11 protein-coding genes are annotated in these 12,431 nt (G+C 34.0%); all 11 read left to right on the top strand.

The genetic code is table 11. The features are described 5' to 3' along the window. Window positions 1–5 precede the first annotated feature (5 nt). The 11 genes from mraY (at window position 6) to murA (ending at window position 12,382) form a co-directional block, all read left to right on the top strand. The gene (mraY, locus tag F8154_RS01480) at window positions 6–1,001 is read left to right on the top strand and encodes a phospho-N-acetylmuramoyl-pentapeptide-transferase (protein WP_151859819.1); all 996 of its coding nucleotides are present in this window, start codon (window positions 6–8) and stop codon (window positions 999–1,001) included. A 16-nt stretch (window positions 1,002–1,017) separates the two neighbouring features. Beyond that, window positions 1,018–2,385: a UDP-N-acetylmuramoyl-L-alanine--D-glutamate ligase gene (gene murD, locus F8154_RS01475; RefSeq protein WP_151859818.1), complete on the top strand. Its 1,368-nt coding sequence runs from the start codon at window positions 1,018–1,020 to the stop codon at window positions 2,383–2,385. 1 nt (window position 2,386) lies between these two features. Then, complete coding sequence (gene ftsW / locus F8154_RS01470) at window positions 2,387–3,505, top strand: putative lipid II flippase FtsW (RefSeq protein ID WP_151859817.1); 1,119 nt, start codon at window positions 2,387–2,389, stop codon at window positions 3,503–3,505. A 5-nt stretch (window positions 3,506–3,510) separates the two neighbouring features. After that, window positions 3,511–4,602 carry an undecaprenyldiphospho-muramoylpentapeptide beta-N-acetylglucosaminyltransferase gene (murG, locus tag F8154_RS01465; protein ID WP_151859816.1) on the top strand — a complete coding sequence of 364 codons (1,092 nt, stop codon included), beginning with the start codon at window positions 3,511–3,513 and terminating at the stop codon, window positions 4,600–4,602. A gap of 111 nt (window positions 4,603–4,713) precedes the next feature. Further along, on the top strand, window positions 4,714–5,061 hold the full coding sequence (locus F8154_RS01460; RefSeq protein WP_151859815.1) for a UDP-N-acetylglucosamine 1-carboxyvinyltransferase: 348 nt from the start codon (window positions 4,714–4,716) through the stop codon (window positions 5,059–5,061). A 553-nt stretch (window positions 5,062–5,614) separates the two neighbouring features. Next, window positions 5,615–5,755, top strand: coding sequence for a hypothetical protein (locus F8154_RS14955; protein ID WP_192930106.1), 141 nt, complete (start codon window positions 5,615–5,617; stop codon window positions 5,753–5,755). Between the two features lie 193 nt (window positions 5,756–5,948). Further along, window positions 5,949–7,748 (top strand): ABC transporter ATP-binding protein, encoded by a 1,800-nt coding sequence (locus tag F8154_RS01455; RefSeq protein WP_151859814.1) that lies wholly within the window; start codon window positions 5,949–5,951, stop codon window positions 7,746–7,748. A 38-nt stretch (window positions 7,749–7,786) separates the two neighbouring features. After that, complete coding sequence (locus F8154_RS01450; protein WP_151859813.1) at window positions 7,787–9,613, top strand: ABC transporter ATP-binding protein; 1,827 nt, start codon at window positions 7,787–7,789, stop codon at window positions 9,611–9,613. Between the two features lie 132 nt (window positions 9,614–9,745). Then, window positions 9,746–9,874 (top strand): hypothetical protein, encoded by a 129-nt coding sequence (locus F8154_RS15465; RefSeq protein ID WP_279237156.1) that lies wholly within the window; start codon window positions 9,746–9,748, stop codon window positions 9,872–9,874. Between the two features lie 10 nt (window positions 9,875–9,884). Next, window positions 9,885–11,483, top strand: coding sequence for a recombinase family protein (locus tag F8154_RS01445; protein WP_151859812.1), 1,599 nt, complete (start codon window positions 9,885–9,887; stop codon window positions 11,481–11,483). Next, the gene (murA, locus tag F8154_RS01440) at window positions 11,438–12,382 is read left to right on the top strand and encodes a UDP-N-acetylglucosamine 1-carboxyvinyltransferase (RefSeq protein ID WP_151859811.1); all 945 of its coding nucleotides are present in this window, start codon (window positions 11,438–11,440) and stop codon (window positions 12,380–12,382) included. The genes F8154_RS01445 and murA overlap by 46 nt, the downstream gene beginning before the upstream one ends. Window positions 12,383–12,431: the final 49 nt, after the last annotated feature.

The raw sequence follows: 12,431 nt of genomic DNA, 5'->3' as shown, positions 1-12,431 counted from the left end.
TTTTTATGATTCAGCATAAACAGGTAGTTTACACTATAATTATTGGATTCATTATAACCTTAATTTTAGGTCCATTAATTATACCCTACTTAAAAAAGCTAAAGGTTGGACAGATGATAAGGGAGGAGGGCCCTAAAAGTCATAGGCAAAAAAGTGGGACTCCAACAATAGGTGGACTAATAATTATTATTTCAATTATAGTAACATCTTTAACCTCAGGCTTAATGAATACAGATATGTTAGTTGCCCTTAGTGCCACCATAGCCTTTGGAATTATAGGATTCATAGATGACTTTATAAAGGTGATACTAAAAAGATCCTTAGGCTTAAGGGCATACCAAAAAATTATTCTTCAAACTATAGTAGCAATAATGCTAGCAATATACCAATCAAACGTATCTGTTATGGGTACTAAAATCATTGTCCCCTTTGTACAGGGTAGCTTTAATATTGGCAATATAGTAATACCACAGTACTTAGATATTGGCCTTTTATATATTCCTTTTATTATATTTGTGGTATTGTCTACGGTTAATAGTGCAAATCTAAGCGACGGACTGGATGGCTTAGCTGCTGGAGTTACTTTAATTATTACCGCATTCTTAAGCTTAGTTGCCATAGACTATGGATATACTAGCCTTGCGGTGTTTTCAGCTGCTGTAACTGGTGCCTGTCTAGGATTCTTAAAATTTAATTCTCATCCAGCGCAGGTTTTTATGGGGGACACAGGCTCTTTAGCATTGGGGGGAGCTGTTGTATCAGTTGCAATATTAATGAACATATCTTTATTAATACCGATTATAGGGGGTATTTATTTTGCAGAGGCAGTATCAGTTATTTTACAAGTAGCTTCATATAAGCTAACTGGTAAACGTATATTTAAAATGAGTCCACTTCATCATCATTATGAGCTAAGTGGCTGGGCAGAGACTAAGGTTGTGGTTGTTTTCTGGATTACGACAGTTATTTTATGTTTAGTAGGTATGATAGCCTTGAGCTAAGAAAGTAGGTGTAGATATGAATCTGAAGGATAAAAACATTCTTGTTGTGGGTTTAGCCATAACAGGTATTCCATTGGTAAAAGTATTATCTCAGCTTGGTGGTAAAATAATAGTAAATGATTTAAAGCCTAGAGAAGCTTTAAAAGATGCAATTGAAGAGCTTAAGGATTTAAATATAGAATATATATTAGAAAGACACCCCGATGATTTAAGTGATCTTAAACAGATAGATTTGGCTGTTGTATCACCAGGAGTACCGCTAGATATTCCTTTTATTCAGCAACTAAAAAATCAACACATAGAAGTTATTGGAGAAATTGAGTTATCCTATCGTCTTTCTAAGGCAAATATTATTGCAATTACAGGAACAAATGGTAAAACTACAACTACAGCATTAACTGGAGCCATTTTTGAGAATACAGGATCAAAAACTTATGTGGTGGGAAATATTGGAGTACCTGCAATATCTAAGGCATTAGAAACTAAGTTAGGAGAACCAATGGTTATGGAGGTTAGCAGCTTTCAGCTTGAAAGCATTGTAGATTTTCATCCAAAGGTAGCTGCAATATTGAATTTAACCCCCGATCACTTAAACAGACACAAGACTATGGAAAACTATAGAGAAGCGAAGTTCAATATTTTCAAAAACCAAACCCCAGAAGACTACGCTATCATCAACTATGATGATGAAATATGTAGGCTCCATAGTGATAGCTTAACAGCCCAGAAGGTTTACTTCAGTAGAAAACAACAGCTGAAGGAGGGTATCTATGTAGAAGATTCTAACATTGTAATATCATTTAATAACAAAAAAACTAATGTTATTTCTATAAATGAGATAAAAATACCAGGTAGCCATAACCTAGAAAACGCTTTAGCTGCAACAGCTATGGCCTATTTAATGGGGGTTGATACAGAAATTATAGCTAAAACCCTCAGGGAGTTTAAAGGAGTAGAGCATAGAACCGAGCTTTTCGACACAATCAATGGAATAAATTTTGTTAATGACTCTAAGGGAACTAATCCAGATGCTTCAATTAAAGCTATAGAGGCCATTAATGCACCAATAATTTTATTAGCTGGTGGTATGGATAAAGGCAGCGACTTTACAGAATTTATAAGCTCCTTTAAGGGTAAGGTTAAGGAATTGATAGTATATGGAGAAACCGCAGAAAAGTTTCAAAATACAGCTAGGAATAATGGATTTCACAACTGCACAAGAGTAAGGGATTTGGATGAAGCTGTAAATGCTGCTTACGAAATTGCAGTGGAGGGAGATACTGTATTATTGTCTCCAGCCTGTGCCAGCTGGGATATGTATCCAAATTTCGAGGAGAGAGGAAAACACTTTAAAAAAATTGTTTCAAATTTGAGGAGGTCCTAGTATGAAAAAGAAGGCTCCCTACGATTCCATGATTATTTTAACGGTAGCTGGACTTGTGTCCATTGGAATTATTATGGTGTTTAGCTCAAGCTTCTCCCATGCTTTAGTTAATAGAAACGACGGCTATCACTTTTTAAAGCGAATGCTGATGTGGGCTTTGGTTGGGACAGCTGCAATGGGTTTTTGTGCTAGGTTTCCCTATTGGAAGTGGGAACGGTATGCAAATCCACTATTTTTTGCAAGTATTGGCTTGTTAATAGCTGTATTAACCCCCTTAGGAACAGAGCTTAATCATGCTCAAAGATGGATTTATATTGGACCAATTAGTATTATGCCATCTGAAATTGCTAAGTTTGCTGCTATAGTATATATATCAACCAGCATTACGCGGAAAAAAGAAAAAATTAAGAGCTTTACCCACGGGGTTTTGCCTTATCTATTAATAATTGGCTTATATTTTATTTTAATATATTTACAACCAGATTTCAGCACTGCCTTTGTGGTGGCAGTAATAATAATGTCTATGGTGTTTGTTGGTGGCATGAAGCTATGGCATTTTATTGGATTATCCCTTGCAGGAATTGGTGCAATTGCATCTATGATTACCTATTTCTTTGTAACTGGAAAAACCTATAAGGCTCAACGTATAATTGCCTTCCTAGATCCCTGGGCAGATCCAACCGATACAGGCTTTCAAGTGATTCAATCATTATTAGCTTTGGGGTCTGGGGGCTTGTTTGGCAGAGGCTTAGGGAGAAGTGTACAAAAACATTTTTATCTACCAGAGCCACAAAATGATTTTATATTTGCAATTATAGGAGAAGAGTTAGGCTTTATAGGCAGTGTCACCATACTTTTATTGTTTTTAATTCTTATATGGAGGGGTATAAGAATAGCTATAAATGCACCTGATATGCTAAGCTGCTTAATGGCAACAGGGATTATATGTATGATTACAGTTCAAGTATTAATCAATATAGCAGTTGCCACCTCTTCAATGCCTGTTACGGGAATGCCACTGCCTTTTATTAGCTATGGTGGAAATACCCTTGTTATTTTCATGGCTATAGCAGGTATTCTATTGAATGTTTCAAGATATATTAATCCCGTTAGGAGATGAGTTAGATGAAGGTTGTTATAAGTGGTGGAGGAACAGGGGGACATATTTACCCAGCCATTGCAATTGCTAATAAAATAAAGGAATCAAACTCTAGCGCAGAGATTTTATTTATAGGTACAAGGGAAGGCTTAGAAAATGAAATAGTTCCAAAAGCAGGATTTAAAATGGAGTATATTACAATAAGCTATATAAAAAGAAAAATATCACTGCATAATGTTAAAACTGGTATTAAGCTAATCAAGGGTATGTGGCAGACACGAAGAATATTAAAAAGCTTTAAGCCTGATATAGTGATTGGAACTGGAGGCTTTGTGTGTGGACCAGTTCTTTACATAGCCAACAAAATGGGCTTTAAAACACTAATTCACGAGCAAAACGTTTTTCCAGGGCTTACAAATCGTATTTTATCAAAACACGTGGATAAGGTTCTACTAAGCTTTAGTGAAGCAGAAAAATTTTTTAAAAACAAAGAAAGAGTTGTAGTTACAGGGAATCCAATTAGAACAGACTTTATGACTGTTACTGAGGAGGAGGCCAAGTTAAAATACAAAAGCCACAAGCCATTGATTTTAATAGTAGGTGGAAGTGGTGGCTCTTCTAAAATAAATAATGCGGTTTTAGCTATGCTGGAATCAAGTGGTAATAATTTAAGCTTTCAGCTTTTATGGGCAACTGGCAAAAGGCATTATAATATGGTTTTAGAGGAACTAAAGACGATCAAATTAGATAAAAATCATCAGGTAGTGCCCTACATAAATAATATGCCCTATGCAATGAAAGCATGTGATGTAATAATTTGTAGCGCAGGAGCAATTACGATAGCAGAGGTTACTGCTGCTGCAAAGCCTGCTATTTTAATACCTAAAGCCCACACAGCTGAAAATCATCAGGAGTATAATGCTGAGGCATTAGAAAAGGTAGGAGCGGCAGTTATGATTAAGGAAAAACAGTTGTCAAGTGACATACTACTTCAAAATATTAATATGCTTATAACCGATAAAAAGCTCTATGATTCTATGAAGAAAGCAAGCTCTAACGCTTCAACCGTAGAAGCTATAGACTTAATTTATAAGGAAATTCTTAAGCTAATAAAATAGAAAAGTAACACCTTCAAGCTTTCTGCATAATATGTTTATATATTTGGTATTTTTATTATGGTAGAGCCAATTATAATACATAAATAATGAAACTTTGGAGGTGACCAACTGGTGAGTAGGTACGAAATCCTTGGAGGAAATAAATTAGTTGGGGAAGTAAAGGTGAGCGGAGCAAAAAATTCTGTACTTCCTATTTTAGCAGCAACAATACTAAATGGTGGAATGAATGTAGTTCATGATATTCCAAGATTATCTGATGTAATCACTATGACAAAAATATTAAGGTCAGTAGGATGTAAAGTAAGAAGGGAAAACAATGCGCTGGTGGTTGATTCAAAGGGATTGAACAACTATGAGGTTCCAGAAGGCCTTGTAAGAGAGATGCGTTCATCTATTATTTTCCTAGGAGCAATGCTATCAAGATATGGAAAAGTTAAAATTAGCTATCCAGGTGGGTAGTATTACATATTGAATGTTGAACCTTAAAGGCAAGGAATAAGTAATAAGTAATAAGGAATAGGGAATAAGGAATAGGGAATAAGTAATAAGTAATAAGTAATAAGTAATAAGGAATAGGGAATAAGGAATAAGGAATAAGGAATAGGGAATAAGTAATAAGGAATAGGTAATAAGTGAAAAACCATAAATAATAAAAATTAAAAACACAAAACCAAGTTGAAAATGGAAAATGGAAAATGGAAAATTGAAAACAAGAAGATATAATTAAAAATTAAAAGTTAAAAGTGAAAAATTGAAAACACAAAACCAAGTTAAAAGTTAAAAATGCAAACAAAAAATAATAATTGAAAATTTAAAATTGAAAACAAGAAGATATAATTAAAAATTAAAAGTTAAAAGTGAAAAATTAAAAACACAAAATCAAATAGAAAATGTAAAAGTAATAAAAAAATTAAAAAAAATAAAAAAATTCCATAAAAAAAAGTTTGTATGATAAATAATACTATGGTATAATTTTACTGTGACAGAATAGAAATTATTAGGAGGTGAATAGATGATTATCAATACTTTAGTTAACAGTGACAATAGAAGAATAGTTTTACCAGTAATTTCTCCAATTTTTGGCTTTAACAAGGGTGAAGTATGTCCAAAATTAAATAACCTGTTAATTAAGGAAAGAAATCATCTTTACTAATAGACTGATTAATTTGATAATTCAGCCTAGGTAAGGGGATGCTTACCTAGGCTTTTATATTTGCTGACTTTATTATCGTTTAAAGTCTAATATAATACGCTTAGGAAGCAGCTTTGCTTTCTAGGCTTTTTTTCTGCACAAAGAAGAAAATCTACTACAAAACTAATTTGCTTAATGGCAAGGGGGGTCTAAATTGAAGAATATAAAACAGTTATGGAATTATTTAAAGGGTAATAGAAGTCGTTACTTTGGTGCATTGATTAGTATTGGCTTAGCCACATTGTTTAGCTTGGCAGCACCATTAATTATCAAAACAACAATAGACTCTGTAATTGGAGATAAAGAACTTCAAGCACCTAAGGTGATACAAGATGTTATTGTTAGCATAGGGGGAGTAGAAGCTCTAAAGGATAAGTTGTGGATACCAGCAATAATAATAGTTGCCTTTGCGATTATTAGAGGAATTTTTTTATACTTTAAGGGAAAATGGTCTGCAGAAGCAGCAGAGGCTGTTGCGAAAACCATCAGAGATCAGGTATATGATCATCTTCAGTACCTTTCCTATGATTATCATGTAAAGGCAGAAACAGGTGATTTAATTCAACGGTGTACTTCAGACGTAGAAATTATAAGAAGGTTTTTAGCAACTCAGTCCATTGAAATAGGAAGCGCATTATTTATGCTGTTATTTACTATATACATTATGGTGCCTATGGATGCTACCTTAACAATAATATCAATGTCATTAATACCTGTTATTTTTGTCTTCACAGTTGTTTTCTTTGTTAAGGTTAAGGAGGCATTTAAGCTAATGGAAGAGGCAGAGGGTAAAATGTCATCAACACTTCAAGAAAACTTAACTGGCTTAAGGGTTGTTAGAGCTTTTGGACGACAGGCCTATGAAGTAGATAAATTTGATGAAAAAAATATTGTTAATAGAGATTTAACCTACAAATTAATACGTTTGTTTGCTTGGTACTGGTCTGTATCAGACCTACTAAGCATGATTCAAATGGGTATAGTGCTAACCACCAGTGTGTATTGGACATATACAGGTAGAATAACTCTAGGCACAATGGTTGTTTTTAATACCTATGTTGGAATGCTGCTATGGCCAATAAGGCAATTGGGAAGAGTTATTACAGACTTAGGTAAGGCAATGGTTTCACTAGACAGAATAGGAGAAATACTAGCAGAGAAAAAGGAAAAAATGGAGGAGAAGGGAGAAAATCCGAAGATTAAAGGTAATATATCCTTTAAAAATGTAACCTTTGAATATGAGAAGGGAAAACCAGTTTTAAATGATATTAGCTTTGATGTAAAGGAAGGTAAAACAGTAGCAATACTTGGTCCAACTGGGGCAGGTAAAACCACCTTAGTTCATTTATTAGCAAGACTTTTTGACTATCAAAAAGGTTCAATTAAAATAGATGGAATAGAGCTAAAGGAAATAGATAAAAAATGGATTAGAAAAAATGTAGGACTGATACTACAAGAACCCTTTCTATTTGCAAGAACAATAAAGGATAACATTAAATTAGGTAGGGTGGAAGCTGAGGATGAAGAGGTATTTAATGTAGCAAAGGTGGCAGCAATACATGATGTAGTATTAGACTTTGACAAGGGTTATGAAACATTGGTAGGAGAGAGGGGGGTATCCCTTTCAGGAGGACAAAAACAAAGGCTTGCCATCTCTAGATCATTGATTATCAATTGTCCTATTATAGTGTTCGACGACTCCTTAAGTGCAGTTGATACCGAAACTGATGCAGCAATACGAAGTGCCTTAAAAAAAAGGAGAAATAAAGCTACAACCTTTATTATTTCCCATAGAATAGCTACTATTTCTGAGGCGGATATTATTTTGGTGCTTGAAAAGGGTAGAATCGTTGAAATAGGCAATCACAATGAGCTTATAAGTAATAATGGCTTATATAATAGAATTTGGAAGCTACAAAATTTAGAGAGTAATATTTTAGAAAAATCAAGCTAGCAGTAAGACTCTTACTTGTAAAGGCAGGATGATAAAAAATGATGAAATTGCAGGAGCAGGATTATAACGAAAGGTTTGACTTTAAGCTATGGTGGGAAATATTTAAGTTCACCTATCCAATGAAAAAATCGGTAGCTTTGTTAATTATATCAATGGTGTTGGTGGCAGTAATAGAAGCAGCTTTTCCACTAATGACTTTATATGCCATAGATGAGTTCATTTATAAGGGGAAAATATCAGAGGTTCCAAAGTTTATTCTCCTATATGCAGCTATGGTGGTTATGCTATCAAGTAATATTTGGTTTTTTATCTCTATAGCAGGAAAAATTGAAACTAACCTAACATATGATATAAGAAAAAAAGGCTTTAAGAGATTACAGGAGCTTTCCTTATCATATTATGATAATAAGGCAGTCGGCTGGTTAATGGCTAGAATGACATCTGACATAACTAGGCTTGGTGAAATAATTTCATGGGGTATGGTTGATATTTTTTGGGGCTTTACTAAAATGGCTGCTATAATTGTGGTTATGCTGTTTTTAGATTGGAAGCTTGCATTAATATCTCTATCAGTAATACCAATACTAATATTTACTAGCCTGTATTTCCAAAAAAAGATATTGAAGGAGTATAGAAGTGTCAGAAAAATCAACTCCAGAATAACCGGTGCCTTTAATGAAGGAATAACAGGTGCTAAAACTACAAAAGTTCTAGTAAGGGAAGAAAAAAACCTAGAGGAGTTCACTGATATTACAAAAGGCATGAGGGCTGCATCTATAAGGGCTGCTATATTTTCCTCTTTATTTTTGCCTATAGTATTAACCTTTGGAAGCATTGGAACAGCCTTGGCTCTTTGGTTTGGAGGAATTGAGGTAGCAAGGATGGGTATAACCTATGGAACTCTTGTTGCATTTATTTCCTATACAATACAGTTTTTTGAACCCATTAGAGAGCTTGCAAGGGTATTTGCAGAAATTCAGTCGGCCCATGCATCGGCAGAACGGGTAATGTCTATGATTAATACTGAGCCAGAAATAAAAGATTCAGCTTTAGTTATAAAGCAATACGGTGATTCATTTACACCTGTAAAAGAAAATTGGGATACTATAAAGGGCGATATAGTCTTTGAGAATGTATCCTTTAGCTATAACCCAGAAGAACCAATTTTAGAGAATTTTAATTTAGAGGTTAAGGCAGGAGAAACTATCGCTCTTGTAGGAGAAACAGGCTCTGGCAAGAGCACAATAGTAAATCTTGCATGTCGATTTTATGAGCCAACAAAGGGAAAAATATTTGTTGATAAGGTAGACTATAGGGAAAGATCTCAATTATGGCTACAATCTAACTTAGGGTATGTTTTACAAAGCCCCCATCTATTTAGTGGAACTATTAAGGAAAACATTAGATATGGAAGGTTAGATGCAAGTGAAATGGAGATAATTAGAGCAGCAAAGCTAGTAAATGCCCATGATTTTATTATGAAGCTAGAAAAGGGCTATGACTCCCAGGTAGGCGAAGGCGGTGGCTTGCTATCATCTGGCGAAAAGCAATTAATATCCTTTGCAAGGGCAGTATTAGCTAATCCTAAGATTTTTGTACTAGATGAAGCCACATCTTCAATTGACACAGAAACAGAGCAGATGATACAAAAAGCAATTAGTAAAATACTAAAAGGAAGAACCAGCTTCATTATTGCCCATAGACTATCGACTATTCGCTCAGCCGATAGGATATTGGTTATTAAAAAAGGAGAAATCATTGAATCTGGTAACCATCAGCAATTAATTAAAATGAGAGGATATTATTATAGGCTTTATACAAATCAGTTCATTGAGGAAGAAGGTAAAAGACTGCTGGAGATATAAAGATTTAGTTTAGTGGAGAATTTGATATTATCAAATTCTCTTTTTTCAACTACATATAGAATTATAATGTTAATAGGACAATGGCAATAAAGCATATGCTTAATTATAGAAGCTAGAATAGGAGGTGTAGATTTGAAAAGTGAAAAAGCTTATGGGAAAAGCAATAAAAATAAGCTCATAATTAAGCATGATTACTCAGGTAAAAAAGATATGCAAAAGCTATTGGAGGAATTGCTGATAAAGAAGCTATTAAAGGAGTAAAGGAGGCTTAATGTCCCTATGGTGGGTGATAAGGTTGAGGGTATATGGCTATGTTAGATTATCCAGAGATGAGGATAAAGAAAACTATAGTTCAATACTACAACAGAAAAATATAATAATGGAAAGAGCTAAGGAGCTAGGCTATAGTGTACTTGCCATATATGAAGATGATAATGTATCAGGTTATATCTTTGAAAGACCAGCATTAAATAGGTTAACTGAAAAAATACAGCAGGGTGAGGTTGACGTACTAATTACAAAGGATAGTTCAAGAGTAGGGAGGCATAATGCGAAAACACTGCTTTTTTTTGAGCTATTAAAGGAAAGAAATATCAGATTGATTTTAGCTACAGAAGGCTATGATAGTTACCGAGATAGTGATGATATACTTGGTATTCGTACCTGGTATAATGAAATGTACATCAAAGATATAAGTAGAAAAATAACAGAAAACATAAGAAGCAAGCAAAAAAATGAAGGCTTAGTTGTTAAAAGTCAATATGGCTACATTAAAGACCCCAACAATAAGCATAGGTTGATTATTGATGATGAGGCGGCAGAGATTGTAAAAAAAATATTTAAGCTATACATAAATGGCTTAGGGTATAGGAAAATCGCCGAAAAATTAAACACATTGGAAATTCCAACACCCTCCCAATATTTAAAAAAGAAAAAAGGGGGGAAGTTCAAAACCTCTGGGAAATGGAGTAATGTACATGTTCAAAGAATTATTAATAACGATATTTATATAGGTGTATTAAGATGTGGTAAAACAATGAAGAAAACCATAAAAGGTGCATCCTATAGGGTGGAGGAAGAAAAACAAATAGTTCATGAAAATCATCATCCTTCAATAATATCAAAAAATGAGTTTAAACTGGCTATGGAAGTTAATTATAGAAGAAACAAGAGACTTATAAGAGGTGGTAATTCAGGTATAAATCTTTTTTCAGGCTTTTTATACTGTAATGAATGTGGTAGCTATATGATTGCAAGAAAAAGAAAAAATAATTCTATTGCATATTATTGTGGACAGTACCACAAATATGGAAAAAAAGCATGTACTACACATTTTATCCTTCAGGATAATTTGAAAGAGGCATTAAATAAAGAGATTAAAAGCCTACTTTTAGGTGGAAATATTAATCAACAGAACATCATTAGCAAAATAATTAGCTTAAAAAAAGCAACCTCTAACTTGGAGGAAAGAATCAATAAACTTTGTTTTAATATAGATAGTAAAAAAATTGAAATAAAAAACTATATAAAGCTATGGGCTAGGAATCAGCTAAAACATGATATCTACCAGGAACTTGTAAGGGAAGGCTATAATGACATTAATATAATGGAGGCAACACTAGAGAGCTTACATGAAAAAAAGAATAACAGACAGCAAATAGAAGATGAAATGAAGGATCCTATGTTTTTGGAGAACAAAATCAATAGCTTGGAAATATGTAGAGATGATATAGAAGCGTTAATAGATAGAATAATGATAAAACAGACCTTCGCAACAGATTCATACATTGAAGCTACAGTTCACTGGTCATTTAAAGGTTCAATATGTTATCACAACCAGGTGGATGTGAGATTGGACCGAGACCAATAGATTTACATCTTAGGTCCTTAAGAGAATTAGGTGCCAATATAGAGGAGAAGCATGGATTTTTAATATGTGAAGCAAAAGAGCTAAAGGGTGCAGAAATACAATTGGATTTTCCTAGCGTTGGAGCAACTGAAAACATTATATTATCTGCTGTATTTGCAAAGGGAACAACAATAATTAGAAATGCTGCAAAAGAGCCTGAAATAATTGATTTAGAGCGATTTATCAACAGAATGGGTGGTAAGGTAAAGGGAGCAGGTACTGCAACAGTTACAATCGAAGGTGTAGAAAAACTACATGATGTTGAGCATGGAATTATTCCAGACAGGATAGTGGCAGGTACATACTTAGTTGCTGCCGCCATCACAGGGGGTAAAATAGAATTAACCAATGTAATACCTGAGCATCTGCAATCTGTTATATATAAGCTCAGGGAAAGCGGCTGTAGAGTTGATGTTAAAAACAGAGCTATTTCTTTAGAGGCACCAGATAAGCTAATTTCTATAGATTCCCTTAAAACCTTACCTTATCCAGGCTTTCCAACAGATATGCAGTCTCAAATGATGGCATTGATGAGTGTTGCAGATGGAATAAGTATATTTGTTGAAACAATTTTTGAAAACAGATTTAAGCATGCTGAAGAGCTTACAAGAATGGGGGCTAATATAAAGGTTAATGGACGTATAGCACTTATTAAAGGGGTAAAGAGGTTAACTGGTGCTAAGGTTACTGCAAAAGACCTCAGAGGTGGAGCTGCTTTAATATTAGCTGCCCTTGCAGCAGAGGGAGAAACCATAATTGAGAATATTAAGCATATAGATAGAGGATATGATAATATTCATGGAATTATAGAAGGTCTTGGTGGTAAAATTATAAAACGTGATACACCTATTCAAGACTAATTTCTGATATAATAGGAATATAATATACAATCCAAAGCAGTCTAGTACT

The organism is Alkaliphilus pronyensis (genome assembly GCF_009017275.1).
Lineage (GTDB): Bacteria > Bacillota > Clostridia > Peptostreptococcales > Natronincolaceae > Alkaliphilus_C > Alkaliphilus_C pronyensis.
Note: the sequence above shows the minus strand (reverse complement) of the source record. Positions and strands in the feature narration are given on the sequence as shown.